This is a genomic window from Amycolatopsis stemonae (genome assembly GCF_054781455.1).
Genome location: NZ_BAAGUJ010000015.1, coordinates 16,457 through 34,367 on the forward strand (window position 1 = coordinate 16,457; position 17,911 = coordinate 34,367).

Genomic DNA, 17,911 nt, shown 5'->3' on the forward strand with positions numbered 1-17,911 from the left:
TACGCTCAGTGACATGACCGACGAACTGGGCCTGCGGGAGCGCAAGAAGCTCCGCACGCGCGCGGCGATCTCGGCGGCGGCGATCGGGCTCTTCCTCGAGCGCGGGTTCGACGCCGTCGGGGTCGCCGAGGTGGCGAAGGCGGCGGGAGTGTCCAAGCGGACGCTCTTCGCCTACTTCCCCTCCAAGGAGGACCTGGTGCTGCACCGGTTCGCCGACCACGAGACCGGCGCGGCGGACGTCGTCCGCGCGCGCCGGCCCGGGCAGGGCCCGCTGGCCGCGCTGCGGGAGGCGTTCCTGCGGGGGCTCGAGGAACGTTCGCCGGCGACGGGCCTGTGCGACGAGCCCGCGGTGCTCGTGGTGTTCCGGCTGGTCACCGGCACGCCGGCGCTGGTCGCGCGGCTGGCGGAGGCCGCCTCCGCGGGGGAGTCGGCGCTGGCCGCCGCGCTCGCCGAGGCCGGGGTCCCGTCGCCCGACGCCGGGCTGGCCGCCGCGCAGATCGCGGCCGTCCGCCGGACGCTGGCCGCGGCGAACATGGCCGCGGTCGCGGCCGGCGTCCCCGCGGCCCGGCGGCACCCGGACGCCGTCGCGGCCGCCGAACGGGCGTTCCACCTGCTGACATCCGGAGCAGGGTTCGCCTGAGCGGTCCGGGCGATGCGGGATTCATGGTCCGGACCATGACGAATGCACGTTTTTCGCGGGCCCGGCGACGGTAGACTGCGAAAATCCTGACAGGACACCGCCCCGGTGTCCCCGCCGCGGCGGTCCCCGCGGTTTCCGGTCACAGCGAGCAACGGGGGACCCGCGTCCCGACTGGGGGTGGCGCGGGTCCCCCCGGACGCCGTGAAGAATCGTTTTCCCGCCTTTTCGCGGCGATCTTGACACCCCGCTCGCGGCGCTCGTAGGCTGAGTGCTCCGCCGTCATGCCGAGCTTTTCCCGAAACATGACAAGGCGGTCTCACGGTGAAAAGGTTTTTGCTGGTCTCCTTCGCGGTGGCAGGGCTGGTGGTGGCCGGAGCAGGGGTCACCACGGCCGCGCCCGGCGGCGTTTACGACGTCAAGGACTACGGCGCCAAGGGAAACGGGTCGGCCAACGATTCCGGAGCCATCGACAAGGCGATCACGGCGGCCAACGCGGCCGGCGGCGGCACCGTCCGGTTCACTTCCGGCACGTACAAGTCGGCCAACACGGTCCACCTGAAGAGCAACGTGACGATCCAGCTGGACGCCGGCGCGACGATCACCGGGTCGAGCGCGGACAGTTACGACAAGCCCGAGCCGAACCAGTGGGACGCCTACCAGGACTACGGTCACAGCCACTTCCACAACGCGATGTTCTCCGGCGACAAGCTCACGAACATCGGGTTCACCGGCGCCGGCACCATCGACGGCGGCGGCAACCTCATCACCGGCAACCCGAAGTCCGGCCAGGCCGACAAGATCCTCTCGCTCACCCGCTGTGACGGTCTCACGCTGTCCGGGATCAAGCTGCGCCGCGGCGGGCACTTCGGGGCGCTGATCAACGGCTGCACGAACGTCGTTTCGGACAAGCTGACGATCGACACGGCGAGCGACCGCGACGGCTGGAACATCATCAGCACGACGAACGTGACGATCACCAATGCGAACATCGCGGCGAACGACGACGCGCTGGTGTTCAAGAGCGACTACGCACTGGGCGCGAAACTGCCGAACGGCAACGTCACGGTGAACAATGCGAAACTGTCGGCGCAGTGCTGCAACGCGCTGATGTTCGGCTCCGAGACGTGCGGTGACTTCACCGGTTACCAGTTCTCGAACATCACGATCACCAGCGCGCACAAATCCGGGATCGGGATCGTTTCGATGGACGGCGCGAAGATCTCCGACGTCCATTACCGCAGCATCACGATGTCCGGTACCTACTCGCCGATCATGATGAAGATCGGCACGCGCAAGCGGTGCGGGAACAAGCCCGGCGTCGGCTCGATCAGCGGCATCACGTTCGACAACGTGACGGGCACCCACACGGGTACCAACTTCAGCCCGACGATCTGGGGCGCGGACGGCAGCCACCGCGTCTCGGACGTCACCTTCACCGGCGTGCACCTGACCGTCCCGGGTGGCAGCGGCACGATGGGCACGGGCGTCCCGAGCAACGACGCCAACGACTACAACCCGAAGTCGATCGGCACGCGCCCGTCGTACGGCTGGTACCTGCACTACGCGTCGGGCATCAAGTTCGTGGACAGCTCGGTGGAGTTCGGCAAGGACGACGGCCGCCCGGCGAGCATCGTCAACAACAGCTCGGACATCACGTTCGACCACTTCACGGCGGAGAAGGGTTCGAACAGCCCGTTCGACGTCGGCTTCCAGACGGTGACGGGCTACTGCGTCAAGAACTCGGCGACGACGTCGGGCTCCGCCCTCCGCCTGAACGCCTCCGGCTCCACCAGCACCTGCTGACCAGCCCGGCCGAGGCCCCTTCCCCCGCACGGGAAGGGGCCTCACCCGTGCGCCAAGAGGCATCACGCGTGATCGCAGGGGCATCATGCGTGATCAGCGGGGCATCACCCCGATGCCCGTCCAATCACGCATGATGCCTCTCCAATCACGCATGATGCCCGTCTGATCACGTGTGATGCCTCTTTACGCACGGACGAAGGGGCCCCGGCTTGGTGAGCCGGGGCCCCTTCTGCGGCGCGCCTTCGTGGTCAGTGCGAGTACTGCTCGTTCATGATGAGGAACGCGCCCAGGCCGTGGAAGTCGTTCGTCTTGCGGGCGCGGCCGTAGTAGTAGGACAGGTCGCCGACGTTGGTGCCTTCGCAGATGTCCGTGATGTTCGTCAGGCCGTCCGAGCCCACCGAGACCTTCTTGAGGACGCCGGCGTAGCCGCGGTCCGCGACCGCCTGGTACGACGCCGGCAGGTAGCCGCGCTGGACGCCGCGGGCCAGCGTGAACGTGTACATCGACGACGCCGACGTCTCCAGCCAGTTCTTCGCGTCGCTGCCGCGGTCGACGATCTGGTACCACCGGCCGGTCGCCGCGTCCTGGTAGCGCTGGTAGCCCGCGGCCAGGAAGCCGACCATGTCGATCAGCGCCGGCCGACGCGGGTGGTTCGCCGGGAGCACCTCGAGGATGTCGATGGCGGCCATGCCGAACCAGCCGATCGCGCGGGCCCAGTGGAACTTCGAGTGGTGCCCCGCCCCGGACGCCCACGACTCGGAGCCGTCCTCGTCGTAGGCGTGGTACAGCAGGCCCTTCGCCGGTTCGCGCAGGTGACTGAAGTAGACGACGAGGTTCTTGGCCGACTCTTCGAAGCAGTAGTCGCCGTCGCCGAACGCCGCGCCGTAGAGCGCGAGGAACGGCTGGGCCATGTAGGCGCCGTCGCCCCACAGCTGGCCGACCTTGCTGGTGGCGTGGAACATGCCGCCGTCGGACGTGCGGGGGTAGGCCGGGAACCGCTTGCGCAGCTGGTCGGCCGCCGTCTTGTACTTCTTGCGGCCGGTCTCGGCGAACAGCAGCGGCAGCATCTGGCACGAGCGCATCGAGTCGAGGTTGGTGAAGCTGTTCGAGATCCCGCTGTCGGTGATGAAGCGGTCGTACCACGCGACGATGTAGTCCAGGTACTTCTTCTCGCCGGTGCGCTTGTAGAAGAGGTACTGGCCGTAGAGGTACAGGCCGAGGGTGTAGCCCCAGCCGCCGATGTTCGCGGGTGTGTAGCGCTTCATCGTCGAGTCGATGACGGCGCGGGACCAGTCCGCCGGCGGCGCCGCGCCGCCGATCGGGGGCAGCCGGTCCGCCGCCCGGGCGACGGGTCCCGCCGCGGCGAGGGCGCCCAGCGCGCCCAGGGTGCCGGCCAGGACCGCGCGCCGGGTCGGGCGAAGGGGGTGCTCGGACATTCGTTGTCCTTTCGTGCACGGGCCCCGGTGGAGCGGGCAGTCCGGGCGGGGCACCGTCGCGGAAAGGACGGTGCCCCGCACCGGACGGGTGGCCGGGATGCCGATCCGCCGTCCGTCGGCATCCCGACCAGCTCTGGGGGCGCGGCGTGCTGCCCGTTTCGCCGGAGCGGTGGGTGAGGGCGAAAGCGCTCTCTGGGGAGAACATCTACTCGCCTCCGGGACGCCCAGTCAAGAGAGATCGGATCTGTCGTGTCATATATCAGATATTTAACCCGAACGGCCCTCACGGGATGTGCCGGTCAGCGAAACGTGCCCCAAAGGTCGGACCTCAGCCTTGACCGGGCCCGTCGGCCGGGAGTACACCACCGACTGGACCAGACCACTGGAGGTCGCTCATGTCAGTCAGGTTCCTGCGCCGCGTCTTCGTCGCGTGCGCCTCGATGCTGATGGTCGCCGGGCTCGTCGCCGCGCCGGCGTCGGCCGACCTGCAGAAGCCGTCCCAGCAGTGGCTGCGCGACAGCCAGGCGGGCCTGTTCCTGCACTGGGGTATGCGCACCTCGCCCGGCTACACCAGTTGCAGCGCCTGGGAGAAGGCGATCACCGACGGCGGGTGGACGCCCACGTACTGGGTCAATGAAGCCAAGAAGCTGCACGCCTCCTACCTCGTGCTGGCGTCGTTCCACAGCCGGCTCGGCTACTCGCGGGCCTGGCCGTCGAAGATCCCCGGCAGCTGTTCCACCAAGCGGGACTTCCTCGGCGAGCTGATCGCCGCGGCGAAGTCCCAGGGCCTCAAGGTCATCCTTTACATGACCAACGACGCCCAGTGGCACGACGAAGGCGGCCACGAGTGGCTCGACTCCGCCGGCTACTCGAAGTACAAGGGCAAGACCGTGAACCTCGACACCCAGGACGGCTTCGGCCAGTTCAGCTACGACAACTTCTTCGAGGTCATGAAGAACTACCCGGACCTCGGCGGCTTCTGGATCGACAACGACAGCGACTACTGGCTGTCGCACAACCTCTACCAGCAGATCTACCAGCAGCGCCCGGACTACCTGCTGAGCAACAACAACGAAGACACGCCGATCATGGACACGATCAGCAACGAGCAGAAGACCGGCATGACGCCGGCCTACGACTACCCGCAGGCCACCTACACGGCGATGCCGCGGCTCACCGAGGCGTGCTTCAAGCTGCCCGACACCGGTTCGTGGTGGTACGGCGGGTCGAACTCGGCGGTGAACAAGCAGCTGAACATCGGACGTCTGGTGACGAACTCGGGTTCGTCGATCAAGTCGCTGATGGCCGAGACGGCGATGGTGAACGGCAGGTTCCCGTCGAACCAGGAGGCGTTCAACAACTTCGCGAACACCTACCTGAGCGCGATCTGGGAGTCGCTCGGCGGCACCGAAGGCGCCGGGTACATGTACGGCGGCATGCAGCCCGGCTTCTGGAACGACGGCGCGCACGGCGTCATCACGATCAAGGGCGGCACGCAGTACGTGCACGTCCTGACCAAGCCGTCGGGCAGCACGCTGAAGATCCGCGACAACGGCTACCGCGTCTCCGGGGTGACGGACCTGCGCACCGGCGCGCCGATCTCGTTCAGCCAGGGCGGCGGCAGCCTGACCCTGACGGGACTGTCCGGCTGGGACACCTACGACACGGTGTTCAAGGTCGAGACGGCCGGCCGCACCGGCATGTACGACCCGAAGACCGTGACGCTCAAGGCGAGCGCCTCGGCGAGCGGCCACAGTGGACAGGCGGCGAGCGACGGCGACTACCTGACCTACTTCGACAACAACAAGACCCTGCCGGTCAACCTGGACTACGACCTCGGGTCGGCGAAGAAGGTCCAGTACGTCGGCATCAACCAGCGGGAGGACTCGGTCAGCTACGCCCGGTCGGACTCGGAGCAGTCGGCGCGCATCAAGGCGTACCAGGTCTTCGTCTCCAGCGACGGCAAGAACTGGGGCAGCGCGGTGAAGTCCGGGACCCTCCCGAGCCACCGCGGCGTCCAGTTCGTCGACCTGACCGCGGTGACGGCGCGGTACGTCCGCCTGCAGGTGACGAGCACGTACGCGGCCTCGAGCGACAGCACGCGCTACAAGCGGCTGCGGATCGACGAGACCTGGCTGGGCTCGGACTACGCGACTTCGGCGGGTTGAGCCGACGGTGATCTACAGAACCCTGTCCAAGTTCTCGAGCCGGGTGGCTTCAGCGATGACCGTTTCCAGCGTTCGGTGAAGTTGTCCGGAGTCGGCGGTGGCGAAGTAGTGCGGCATGTCGGCGCGATCGAGCACGGACGCCTTCGGTCCGATGCCGAGGAGGTAAGGGGAATAGAGGATCAAGCTGTTCGGTCCGGGATCCGCGCATAACGCTGCCATTCCTGGGAACTCGCTTGCTTTATAGACCTGGAATCGTTCGGTTGCTTCGGCATATCGTGCCTTGAACTGGTTGAATCTCGCGAGTGACTCTTTGATCTTCGGGGCGAGTTGTTCGCCCCGAAGCCGGGAGAAGATCACCGTTGCCTCGCTGGCCGGGTCGAGCAGAACGCAGCGATATGTCCCACCTCGACCAAGGAAGTCGAGCACGGCGTCCCGGTAAACCGCAGGCCGGTCGGTGGTGGTCAGGCGGTTGGAGCAGGAGTTGAGCGTAGTGCCGAGATCCAGGACTTCACGGGAGGCGGTACCGACCAGATGGGCCTTGTCCTGCTGGCTGGGACGGCGGGGATAGGCGTGCACTCTAACGTTGCCAGGCAGCCCGGTTGAGCGGAGCCAGGTCCGTCGGCCTCTCTCCTTTTCGCCTTCGGTCACCATGAGGTAGATCCGTTGATCTTCGAAGATGCCGACCCATTCGAGTTCACCACTGAACGGGCCCGCCACCCGGTGTACGGCGTCGGACACGGCCAGTGTGTCGGGTGGGACGGCCTCCTCCAGGTGTGCCGCGAAGTTGATGTGCGGTGAATGGATCGAGGCAAGCCGATCGGCGGGCAGCCGGATCGGGCCTTTGTGCACGGCCAGGCGAAGGCGGAGTTCACCGGCGAACTCCGCTTTCGTCAGCTCCTCGCGCAACTGCGGGACGTCCTCGGTGAGAATCGCGCGTCCGGCGCTGAGCGTGACGTCGCGCGTCACGCTTTCGTTGTCGTCGTGCAGGAGGAAGAAGCCGCCATCGCCGCGCCAGCTCCACAGCTCGGCGCGGGCGCAGCCGAAGTCCTGGGCGGCCTTTTCGATCCGCGCCATCAGTCTTCCTCGCAACAGGTCGAAGGCGTGCGCAGCCCTGTCGCGTGGGTTGCGCTCCACGATGCTGGAGTACCCCGATGCGTCGAGGAACAGGACGTACACGTCGTCGTAGGTCACGTCGGCTTTGAACTGATCCGCGTCCATCCCACCAGCACACCACAGATCGTGCGTGGTGTCTCGCCACCTTCCTACGGTCTCCGCTCAAGGCTGACCGGCCCCTTGACCGGGGATGGCGAACCCCGGAGGGATGTAGATGCTTTCCAGGAACTCCAGGACGGTGTGCACCGCCAGCAAGGTCGCGAGGTACTGGTAGGTCGAGTCCTTTTCCCAGTCTCCGAAGTCGGCGATTCCTCGCGCGATGATCCAGTCCATGTCCCGGCAAGCGAAGGCGAATCCGTAGGACTCCTGGTCGCCCAGCACGATGCGCTGGTTGCTCTCGTGCAGGCTGGCCAGGTGCTGGCCGTCACGGAGAAGCTTGTCTCCGGAAGCGACGGCGTCGGAGAGTACGGACACTCGCGGGGCGAAGTCCGGGGGCAAGTCGTCGGGGCGATGACGATCGGGCAACTGGGCGATCGCAGCTCTGAGGCGATCGTGGAGCTTGGCGCCTGTGGGATCAAAGCGCGTGAGCTGCAGGTTCATCGGCCCCCGGCTGGCAACTTCCGGCCGTGGCTCGAAGCGGTCCGGGGTGAGTCGGCCGGGCTCGTACCACCAGACGGTCTGCGGTAGGTAGACATCGGCCTTTCTCGTGTGATCGGCGAGGCCCGCGGCCATGCCGGCGAGAATCCAAACGTTCGCCCGGTAGAAAGTGGCGATCTCGTCGACGGCATGCTGGGCGTGGAGTCCGTAGGCCTGGCCGATCACCGTCACCGCCACGTCCAGTTCGGCGGGCGGGACGGCCAGTCCGGCTGCGGTGAACGGGACTCGGGTGTGGTAGTAGGGGCGGTCGCGGCGGACCGCATCCGGTCCCGTTTCGATACCCAGCGCGGCCAGCGTCGCCTGGAGCTCGATCGGCTGAACGGTGAGGATGAGGACGTCGACGTCGCGGATGTCCTCGGCTGGCGCGGGATGACGCCGCGGTGGACTGCTGTCCGGCCCCGGCGGTAAGAACGAATCGATGACAGTGATGTCAAAACCGGCTCGTTCGCGGTGCGGTAGGGTCGCCGCCCGGCTCGCGTAGTCGCGCATCATGAGGATGCGCCGAATCCCCTCGGTCTCGCGGAGCAGGAAGTGGGCTATCGACGCCATTGACTCTTCAGCGCGCTCGCGGCGTCGGCGCGGCGATCGAGGCGTGGTCACGACCACACCCGGCGCGGACTCGGAAGCTCATAGAGCGAGTGGATCGGAACTCCGTCCAGCTGTTCGGCAGGCGCGAAGTTGAAGATGGGCGTGTAGGCGTGTGGCTGGATCTGGAACGCCTTCAGGAGGTGCAGCATTTGCTGTGCCGTGGTGTTCGACGCGTTGATCTCGTCCAGGACTACCACGCTCGCCTGCTGTTGCGACAGGTGTTCCAGTTGCCTCCCCCAGCCCGTGCCTCGAGCGAGTTGCCGGATCACGCCGAGGGAACTGCCCTCGGCTTCGGTCAGTGCTTCGCGCGGAAGCGGGACGGCGACCATCCGGTCGTCCGCCCAGTGCTGCATTCGGCGTATCAGCATCTGAACAGCGGGTTCCTCCGGGCAAACGATCACCACGCCGGGAGGTGCCACGTCCTGCATCACCTGCTCCAGCTTGTAGGCGACGCAGTCGCCGAATCGTTCGAAGATCACGGCGAACGGCGGGAAGTGGAGCAATCGCTGCGGTTCGGGAGGTCCGTACACCTCGGGCTTCCAGTCGACGCTGGTGAGGATGTACCACGCGTCGTACGACCGGAGCCCGGCGAAGTCATCCCGCAGCTTGTCGGTGTGGGGTAGCCGCAGCGCGCACTGGTCGCACCGTTCGCGGCCGACTCTTTCGGCGACGACCGACTTGATGGGCTGGACCGCCGGGAGACCGTTGCCTGTTGTGTGGAAGTCCGATGACATGAAGGCAGCCACCGAGTATTGGTGAAGCTTGTAGCCCGCCTCGATCGCCTGCTGCACGACTCGCGTATAGGTGGCTCCCGTGTTGATGAAGTCGAGGAGGAACATATAGGTCGTCCGCGGTGTCGGCTCGGGTATCAGTGCGGGGTCGTCCGGCCACTTGCTCCACGGGACGTTGAGCCGGTTGGCGGTGGCAGTCACCGCCCGCTCCATCCACGTATCGGTCTTCTCCGGAACGACCAGGGCTGTCCGGCCGATCCGGTTCCGAGTCACTCCGACGATGGCGTCGTGGAGCACATCGGCCAGTTCCGTGACAGCGCGTGATCCGTCGAAGAAGAAGTGGCTGCAGTACTGCTCACTGATCTCGAAGTGCCCGATCCGGCGGATGATCTTGTCCTCGAAGTCCTGCCGAGGTGCGCCGTTGAGCGCCCGGTACTTGGTCTGGAAGAGCTCGCGGTCGAAGGACGACAACAACTGGGGATGGCCATGCGGTTCCAGCCCGCCGTTCTTGTCCACGACGACGACCGTGCCGGCATCGGCCGGCATCGCCGACAACGGCGTCCAGAACGGGCTGAACTCGTTGTGGGGGAAGCTGGGAAGGACCACCACGCTGATCTGTTCCGGCCTGGCCGCGAATTTTGCGGCACACAAAGCGACCCAGTGGAGGAAGTTCTCTCCCATGTCTCCGTAGCGATTGCCGGAGCAGTCGATGATCTTGACTTCGCGATCGGTGTCGGACGTCGTGAAGCTCAGGATCTCGGTGGATGGCAGCACCGAGTTGCGGATGTCGTCGGTCGGGATGTAGCGCGTGAACGTCGCGGCGTGACGGACCGACACGGGGGTTACCAACCGCCTCGCCAGCCATTCGTGAAACTTCCGGCGTTCTTCGTCCACAGGCTCGGACGCCAGGGTGCCGACCCGCAGAACCTCGGTTTCCAGTTGCCAGGGTCGTCGCGAACTACCGGACATGGCGCAGCGGCAGGCGCACGGAGAGCAAGTTCCCATGGAACGGCTGACCGGCGATGTACGAGACGTGTGCTCTGTAGCGGCGAGGACCATGGCGCCGCTGGTGCCGGGCGCTGGCGAGGTTCAGCTGCTGATTTCCCGTGCGGATCTCGAGGGAGCCGCCGAACAGGTTGGCGACGCATCGGTACAGAGCATGAAGCCCGTACTCTTGCGGAACTTCGGACGTACGAGGCATCGGATTCGGCGATGCCTTGGCAGGGCGGTGGGAGATCCCCGGAAAGACCGACGCCAGTAGCAGCTCTTCGTCGGTGGCATCCGCTTCGGGTGTCCACTGGGCCGAGTACTTCGCCGAACGTGGTTGCCAGCCCGTCGCCTCGATGATGAACGTGTCGTCGACGGCTGCCTCGGCGACTCTGATCGCCTGATTCGCCGACAAGTCGGCGCGGAGTTTCCGGACCATGCTCTTGCCGTTGTCCCACACCGAGATGATGAGTTCGTCAGGGTGACCGGGGCCACCGTTGGCCACCCAGGAGCCGATGGTCAGAAGGTCCCCTCCCGGGTGCAGCACGGCGTTCGTCAGCAGTTCGTGGATCACGACGCGGGCGACTTCGGCCCCATGGTGGTACTTGAGCGCGGTGTCCAGAAAGCTGAGGACGACAGGCCCTCGCCACCGCGACCACTCCGTCGCGACGATCGACGAAATTTGCGGATCGGCCTGGAAGAAGTAGGTCAAGAAGCCGAAGAAACGTTCATCGCGAAGGCGTTCGTACACGGTGCTGGACGGGCTGCTGGCGGCGGGGCGCAGGAACCTCACTTGATCGCGTACCGGGAGTGCGCCGTCTGCCCAGTGCAGCGTGCCGAACTGTGATCTGGATACCATTGCGGCGGCCGAGGGAAAAGCGCATTCCAGGAGGAAGTCCGTTACAGCGGGATCGCGCGGTAACGAGATCAAAGTTTCCCGCTGGTGCGCGCTGCGCTCGTTGAGTACGGACAGTAGCGTCATCAGGCCAGCGATGTCGATCCTCGCGGTGTCGGCGAGATCGAGATCGAGAGGTGCGTCCTGTTCGTCTGGAGTCAGCTTGGCGAGCAGTGCCGACGCCGAGGCTATGGTGATTTCCTCGGGCAGCTGGACGCGAAGCCATTCGCTGGAGCTGGCCTCGACCGACATCGACGTCCCCCTCGGCTGCGACGACTGATTCCGAAGTGTCAAATACTCCTCGGCTTTGAAGAGTACAACAACCACCCGAATGAGTGACGCAAATCCGCGGGGAATAACTGAGTAGTTTTTGTCCGCTATTTGTCATTTATTACGGCGGGTGCACGGGCGCCTGACGTTGTGTCCCCGAATCGGACGTCGCAGGCCGAGACGGCCACGCAGCGTCGTTGGGAGATTGGATTGTTAGTGAATCACATGAGGATGAGCAAGCCGACCGTCCGTCAGTCTGTCGCTGCCAGCAGGTCGAGGGTCAGGGCCGCGGTCCAGCCGAACGTCCGGGTGCCGTGGCCGGCGCCGGTGAGCGGGTTGCAGTACTCCGCGAAGTCCGTGTCGGCCGCGGTGCGCACCAGGTCGTCGCGCAGCCGGGCGGCGAGGGGGTGTTCGCCGTGGTGGCGGAGGCCGCGGTGGAGCAGCCAGCCGACGTTGGCCCACGACGGGCCGCGCCAGTAGCGGGCCGGGTCGAATTCCGGCGCGGTCAGGTCGTGGCTCGGGACGCCGCGCACCCGGCCGAGCCGGAACCGCGGGCCGGTGGCCGTCGCCAGCAGCGCCGGAGCGACGGCCAGGTCCGGTAGCAGCAGCGGCAGCAGGCCCGCGCAGGTGTACGTGCGGATCAGGGCGCCGGTGCGGACGTCGCGGGCGAAGAAGAAGTCGTGGTCCCACAAGGCTTCTTGCATCGCCTTCGCGACGCGCGCCGCGGACTCGCGGTGCCCGGCGGCGGCCGCGGGGAGGCCCAGGACCTCGGCGATCTCGGCCAGGGCCAGTTCGGCGTCGGCCAGGATCGCGTTGAAGCCCGGGTCCTCGACGACGAAGTCGCCGAAGTCGCGGTAGCCGCTGTCCCGGTAGTCGGCGGCGAGCCGGACGTACCGGCCGTAGTCGTCGTCGCTCGGGCGGTCGGCGGCCGTGCCGTGCTGCAGGTCGCGGCGGACGAACCCGCCCGACGGCGTGACGCGCGAGAGCGGGCTGTCCCAGGCCGGGCTGTTGTCCATCCCCGACTCCCACGGGTGCACGATCGCGGCGAGCCCGCGCCCGCCGGCGTCCCGCGAAACCCGCAGGTATTCGTGCCAGGCCCGCAGCTTCGGGTAGAGCGTGGCGAGGAACGTGGGGTCGGGCTCGGCCTCGTGCACCGCGAGCACCGCCCGCGCGTGCACCGGCGGCTGGATCAGGCCCGACGTCCGCCCGGCCCGCCAGAACGACGGCCCCGGGAAGTACGCCTCGGGTGGGGTGTCCGGGTCGAAGAGGATGTGCGGGACGCGGCCGTCGCGCCACTGCGCGGAGAACAGCGTCAGCAGCTCACGCCGCGCGCGGGCGGGGGAGAGGTGGCGCAGGCCGATCGCGATGAACGCGGAGTCCCAGCTCCACTGGTGCGGGTAGAGCCCGCGTGACGGCACGGTCGACGAGCCGAGCCAGTTGCCGTCCAGGACCGCCGCGGCCCGCCCCCATGTTACGTCCATATGTCCAATCTATCTCCGACTTGTGTATTGTCAATGGACAAAAGTCCGAGGGAGGGCGATGACGACCAGCGCCGGCGAGCTGTTGCAGCTGGTCAGGACCGGGCAGGCGACCACGCGCAAGGCCCTGCTCACGCGCAGCGGGCTGTCCCGCACGACGCTGACCGCGCGCCTGGACCGGCTCCAGGCGCTCGGCCTGCTGGCCGAAGGCGCCCTGGAGGACTCGACCGGCGGCCGTCCCGCGCGGCGGCTGCATTTCGACGACCGGCACGCCGTCGTCCTCGCCGCGAGCATCGACACCATGCACGCCGAGGCCGCGCTCACCGACCTGGCCGGACGGCGGCTGGCGCACCGCGCGGGGCCGCTGCGCGTCGCCGACGGCCCGGAGCCCGTGCTCGGCCGGATCGCGGGGTGGTTCGACGAGATGCTGGCCGCGGCCGGCCGGCCGGTGTGCGGCGTCGGCGTTTCCGTGCCGGGTCCCGTCGAGCCCGGCCGCGGCCGGGTCACGCAGCCGCCGATCATGCCCGGCTGGGACGGCTTCCCGATCGACGCGCACCTCGGGGCGCGGTTCGGCACCCCGGTGCTGGTCGACAAAGACGCGAACCTGATGGCGCTGGGCGAGCACCGCGCCCGCTACCCGGACGAAGCCGCGCTGGTCGTCGTGAAGGCGTCCACCGGGATCGGGGCCGGGCTGGTGATCGGCGGCGAGGTGTACCGCGGCGTCGACGGCGGGGCGGGCGACATCGGGCACATCCGGCTGTCCGGGCACGAGGACGCGCGCTGCGCGTGCGGCTCGTTCGGCTGCCTGGCGGCGGTCGCCGGCGGCGGCGCGCTCGCCGCGCGCTTGACGGAACTGGGCCTGCCGACGACGTCGGGATCGGGCGTCCGCGAGCGGCTCGTGGCCGGCGAACCCGAGGCGGTGCGCCTGGCCGAGGCCGCCGGGCGCCAGGTCGGCGAAGTCCTCGCGACGCTGGTCTGCGTGGTCAACCCGGGCGTGCTGGTCGTCGCCGGCGACCTGGCCGAACCGCATTTCGTCGCCGGGGTCCGCGAGGTGCTCTACCGGCGGGCGCTGCCGCGGGCGACGCGGAACCTGCGCGTCGAAATCGGCGGCCGCGGCGAAGCGCTCGGCGGGGCGGTCGCGATGGTCGTCGAGGCGGTGTTCGCCCCGGCCGCGGTGGACCGCCGCCTGGCGGCGGAAGCCTGACGGCGGAAGCCTGACGGCGGCCGAAATACCGCCACCCGGCGACTGTCCCGAGTGGACGGAGCATCCGACTTTCGTAGGTGGTGGGTGACCCGCGCTCGTGATCCGCAATACGGGAACGAACCGGACTTAATGCGCATCGGGGAGCAATCACTGCGACAAATCGGATTTCCGTACCACGTTCCGGGGTGCGTGAATTCGCGACCAGATAACGGTTCCGCAAGCACTTCCCCGGGAGTGGAAGGCCGATCTAGTCTCGTCCGGTGTTCCAGGCCCATTTCCCGGGGGCCGCTTTCGAGAGGGAGATTTCTGTGCGAAGAAGCTCCACCCTGCTCCTTTCGCTCGCGGTGGTGGGTGGTCTCACCGCGAGCCTGCCGGCGACGGCGTCGGCGCAGGGGCGTTCCGACATTCCGCAGTCGCACCCGTTGTGGGCGAACGCGCAGGCGAAGGTCGCCGACACGGCGCCGGCGTCCAAGCTGAGCTTCCGGGTCTACCTGAACCAGCGCGACAACGCGGGTGCCGAGGCCCTGGCCCAGGCCGTGTCCGATCCGGACAGCAGGACCTACCGCCAGTACCTCAGCCCCGACCAGGTGCGCGACCAGTTCGCCGCCACCGACGCGACGGTGAACGCCGTCAAGGCGTGGCTGACCGGCAGCGGGTTCAGCATCGGCGATGTGCCTTCGAACCGCGCGTACGTCGAGGCGACCGGCACCGCCGACCAGACCCAGAAGGCGTTCGACGTCAAGCTGGCCAAGTACAACGTCAAGGGCCAGACCCTCCGCGCCGCCGACAAGAACCTGTCGGTGCCCGCGAACCTGGCGAACGACGTGCTCGGCGTCGTCGGCGTGGACCAGGCGACCAACCTGTTCAAGCCGGACCACGCCACCGGTTCCGCGACGCCGGCCGACGTCCCGCCCGGCCCCGGGTTCCGCAACGCGCGGCCGTGCAGCGCCTACTACGGCGAGAAGATCGACACCACCGATCCCGCCTACAACGGCCAGCACCTGCCCTACGCGCCCTGCGGGTACACCCCGGCGCAGCTGCGCTCGGCCTACGGCGTCGACCAGGCCCGCTCGGACGGCAAGGGCACCACGATCGCCATCGTGGACGCGTTCGCCTCGCCGACGATCTACTCCGACGCGAGCACGTACGCCAAGAAGAACGACCCGCAGCACCCGCTGAAGCAGAGCCAGTTCAAGCAGCACGTGTTCCCGGCGAACCCGGTTCTCGAGCCGCCGGACCAGTGCGACGCGGCGGGCTGGTACGGCGAGGAGACCCTCGACGTCGAGGCCGCCCACGGTCTCGCGCCGGGCGCCGACATCCTGTACGTCGGCGGCGAGTCCTGCGAGGACAACGCCCTCGACGTGGCGCTGAACTACGTGATCGCCGGCCACAAGGCCGACATCGTGTCGAACTCCTACGGCGACACCGGCGAGGACATCCCGGCCGACGAGGTCAAGGTGTTCAACCAGATCTCGCTGCAGGCGGTGCTCGAGGGCATCGGCGTCTACTTCTCCTCGGGCGACAACGGTGACGAGGTCGCGCGCCTCGGCACGCCGTCGCCGGACTTCTCCGCCTCGGCGCCGTGGATCACCGCGGTCGGCGGCACGTCCATCGCGATCGGCAAGGACGGCAAGCGGATCTTCGAGACCGGCTGGGAGACCAGCAAGTCCTCGCTGACCAACGGCGTCTACGGCCCGGCGAACTACACCAGCGGTTCCGGTGGTGGCACGAGCCGGCTGTTCCCGCAGCCCTTCTACCAGAAGGGTGTCGTGCCGGACGCGCTGGCGAAGAAGAACCAGACCGGCAACAACAAGGGCCGGGTCGTCCCCGACATCTCGGCGATCGGTGACCCGAACACCGGCTTCCTGGTCGGCCAGACGCAGACCTTCCCGGACGGCGCCTACTACGACCAGTACCGGATCGGCGGCACGAGCCTCGCGTCGCCGGTGTTCGCCGGCATCATGGCGGTGGCCGACAGCTCCGACCACTTCCACCACGGCTTCATCAACCCCGTGATCTACAAGCTGACCTCCCGGACCCCGGCGATCAGCGACGTGAAGCACGTGGACGCCGCGGTGGAGCGCGTGGACTACGCGAACTCGGTCGACGCCTCGAAGGGCCTGCTCACCTCGGTGCGCACGCTCGACTACCAGGGCCTGACCATCCACACCACGCCCGGCTACGACGACGTGACGGGTCTCGGCACGCCCAACGGGCTGCTGTTCCTGCTGCTCGTCTGATTCAGTGAGGGTCCGTGAAGGGCACTCTCGTGGCCGCGAGGTCACGGGGGTGCCCTTCACGGCGTTCCGGGCGCCTCGCCGAGCGGGATGACCGCCGAGACGGTCGTCCCGCCGACGCCGCTCGCCACGTCCAGCTCGCCGCCCAGCGCCTGCACCCGGTCGCGCAGGCCCGCCAGGCCGGTGCCGCCGTCGACGTCCGCGCCGCCGACGCCGCGGTCGGTCACCGAGACCCGCAGCTCGGTCCCTTCGACCTCGATCCGCACGTCGACCGACTCGGTTCGGGCGTGTTTCAAGGCGTTCGTCAGCGCTTCCGACGTCACGAAGTAGGCCGTCGCCTCGACCGCCGAGTCCAGCCGGGGCACCTCGCCGACCGACAGGGCCACCGCCATCGGGACGCGGTCGGCCAGCGACCGGACGGCCGCGACCAGGCCCGCCTCGGTGAGGATCGCCGGGCGGATGCCGCGGGCCAGCTCGCGCAGCTCCGTGATCGCCGTCTGCAGTTCGTCGACCGTGCCGGACAGGAGCGCGCGGACCTCCGGCGGCAGCGAACCGCCGTACCGGCGGCCGGCCATCCGCACCAGCAGCACCACGCTGACCAGCCGCTGCTGCGCGCCGTCGTGGAGGTCGCGCTCCAGGCGGCGGCGCTCCTCGTCGCCCGCCGCGACGAGCCGGGCCCGCGACGCCCGCACCTCGGCCAGCCGCTGCTCCAGCTCGGCCGTCAGCCGCTGGTTGTCCAGCACCAGCCCGGCCGCCGCGTTGAGCGCGTCGATCGACCGGCTGTCCTTCCACACCTCGTCGTCCTGCACCAGCGCGGCCAGCCCGGTGCCGTCGCGCTCCAGCAGCAGCCGGATCATCTCGGCGTTGCCGACGCGCGCCCGCAGCACCCCGGTCAGGAACGCCAGCGGCCACAGGCAGAACAGGACCCGGTACGCCTGCAGGAGCGGCTCCGACAGCGGCTGCCCGTCACCGAGGGCGGTGCCCGCGCCCGACGCGAGCGCGCCGGACAGCGCGATGACGATGACCGGCGAGAGCAGCCGCCGCTGCGGCAGCCGGCCCGCGAGCCACCGGTAGAGCAGCACGACGACCACCCCGGCGCTGATCGCCGTCGCCGCGAGCTCGAGCACGCGGTCGGCGAGGCCGCGGCCGTCGTGGTCGGCGGAGATCGCCAGCAGGTCGCGGGGGTCGTCGTTGAACAGCAGCCCGAGCACGCCCAGCCCGAGCACCACCAGGTAGGCCGCGCTCACGAGCAGCCGCTCCCACCGCGACCGCAGCCTGCCGTGCGGGAAGGCGAGCACGAGGTGCGCGATCACCGGGCTGGACGCGGCGCGCAGCGGCACGGCGATCGTGTACAGCACCGGGTTCCGCGTGAACTGCAGGTCTTCGAGGAACACCGCGACCCCGGCGAGTGCGATCAGCACGCCGATCGGGTTCGCCGGGCGCCGGACGTGCGCGACCGCGCCCGCGAGGAGGAACAGGAATCCGGTCGCGGTGCTGAGGGTGGTGTCGAGGGCGGAGTGGCCGCCGTCGGCCACCTTGAGCGTCAACGCGGTGACGCCGAGCGCGAAACCGGCGGTCAGCAGGCCGGTCATCGCCAGCGTCCGCGGATGCTGCACCACGCGACCCTCCCGGGGGTGCCTCGCCGGGACAAGCCTGGCGGGTGTGTGAAGCGGTCCGGTACCGGCTAACCGTGATTCGCCCGTT

At 68.3% G+C, this 17,911-nt stretch carries 12 protein-coding genes; 5 read left to right on the top strand and 7 right to left on the bottom strand.

Annotation, left to right across the window (positions count from 1 at the left end):
• Window positions 1–13 precede the first annotated feature (13 nt).
• Together ACYVLJ_RS37955 and ACYVLJ_RS37960 are read left to right on the top strand one after the other, a co-directional pair.
• Window positions 14–640 (top strand): TetR/AcrR family transcriptional regulator, encoded by a 627-nt coding sequence (locus ACYVLJ_RS37955; RefSeq protein WP_460442294.1) that lies wholly within the window; start codon window positions 14–16, stop codon window positions 638–640.
• Window positions 641–961: 321 nt separating this feature from the next.
• On the top strand, window positions 962–2,443 hold the full coding sequence (locus ACYVLJ_RS37960) for a glycoside hydrolase family 28 protein (protein ID WP_460442295.1): 1,482 nt from the start codon (window positions 962–964) through the stop codon (window positions 2,441–2,443).
• Window positions 2,444–2,691: 248 nt separating this feature from the next.
• Here ACYVLJ_RS37960 and ACYVLJ_RS37965 read toward each other — a convergent pair whose 3' ends face one another.
• Complete coding sequence (locus ACYVLJ_RS37965) at window positions 2,692–3,879, bottom strand: glycoside hydrolase family 88/105 protein (RefSeq protein ID WP_451979091.1); 1,188 nt, start codon at window positions 3,877–3,879, stop codon at window positions 2,692–2,694.
• A 395-nt stretch (window positions 3,880–4,274) separates the two neighbouring features.
• On the opposite strand from ACYVLJ_RS37965, the gene ACYVLJ_RS37970 reads away from it, so the two are divergent.
• Window positions 4,275–6,047 carry an alpha-L-fucosidase gene (locus tag ACYVLJ_RS37970; RefSeq protein WP_460442296.1) on the top strand — a complete coding sequence of 591 codons (1,773 nt, stop codon included), beginning with the start codon at window positions 4,275–4,277 and terminating at the stop codon, window positions 6,045–6,047.
• Window positions 6,048–6,059: 12 nt separating this feature from the next.
• Here ACYVLJ_RS37970 and ACYVLJ_RS37975 read toward each other — a convergent pair whose 3' ends face one another.
• The 5 genes from ACYVLJ_RS37975 to ACYVLJ_RS37995 all read right to left on the bottom strand — a co-directional run bounded on the left by ACYVLJ_RS37975 (window position 6,060) and on the right by ACYVLJ_RS37995 (window position 12,769).
• On the bottom strand, window positions 6,060–7,238 hold the full coding sequence (locus ACYVLJ_RS37975; protein WP_460442297.1) for a hypothetical protein: 1,179 nt from the start codon (window positions 7,236–7,238) through the stop codon (window positions 6,060–6,062).
• Between the two features lie 84 nt (window positions 7,239–7,322).
• Complete coding sequence (locus tag ACYVLJ_RS37980; protein WP_460442298.1) at window positions 7,323–8,417, bottom strand: hypothetical protein; 1,095 nt, start codon at window positions 8,415–8,417, stop codon at window positions 7,323–7,325.
• Window positions 8,414–10,030, bottom strand: coding sequence for a hypothetical protein (locus ACYVLJ_RS37985; protein WP_460442299.1), 1,617 nt, complete (start codon window positions 10,028–10,030; stop codon window positions 8,414–8,416). Before ACYVLJ_RS37985 ends, ACYVLJ_RS37980 begins: the two co-directional genes overlap by 4 nt.
• A 64-nt stretch (window positions 10,031–10,094) precedes the next feature.
• The gene (locus ACYVLJ_RS37990) at window positions 10,095–11,270 is read right to left on the bottom strand and encodes an STAS domain-containing protein (protein WP_460442300.1); all 1,176 of its coding nucleotides are present in this window, start codon (window positions 11,268–11,270) and stop codon (window positions 10,095–10,097) included.
• A 269-nt stretch (window positions 11,271–11,539) separates the two neighbouring features.
• A complete protein-coding gene (locus tag ACYVLJ_RS37995) occupies window positions 11,540–12,769 on the bottom strand; it encodes a glucosidase family protein (RefSeq protein ID WP_460442301.1) in 1,230 nt (409 codons plus the stop codon).
• A gap of 58 nt (window positions 12,770–12,827) precedes the next feature.
• Here ACYVLJ_RS37995 and ACYVLJ_RS38000 point away from each other — a divergent pair, with 58 nt between their 5' ends.
• Window positions 12,828–13,970 carry an ROK family transcriptional regulator gene (locus ACYVLJ_RS38000; protein WP_460442302.1) on the top strand — a complete coding sequence of 381 codons (1,143 nt, stop codon included), beginning with the start codon at window positions 12,828–12,830 and terminating at the stop codon, window positions 13,968–13,970.
• 308 nt (window positions 13,971–14,278) lie between these two features.
• Window positions 14,279–16,210 (top strand): S53 family peptidase, encoded by a 1,932-nt coding sequence (locus ACYVLJ_RS38005; protein ID WP_460442303.1) that lies wholly within the window; start codon window positions 14,279–14,281, stop codon window positions 16,208–16,210.
• 56 nt (window positions 16,211–16,266) lie between these two features.
• Here the strand turns inward: ACYVLJ_RS38005 and ACYVLJ_RS38010 are convergent, their stop codons facing one another.
• Window positions 16,267–17,823: a sensor histidine kinase gene (locus tag ACYVLJ_RS38010; RefSeq protein WP_460442405.1), complete on the bottom strand. Its 1,557-nt coding sequence runs from the start codon at window positions 17,821–17,823 to the stop codon at window positions 16,267–16,269.
• Window positions 17,824–17,911: the final 88 nt, after the last annotated feature.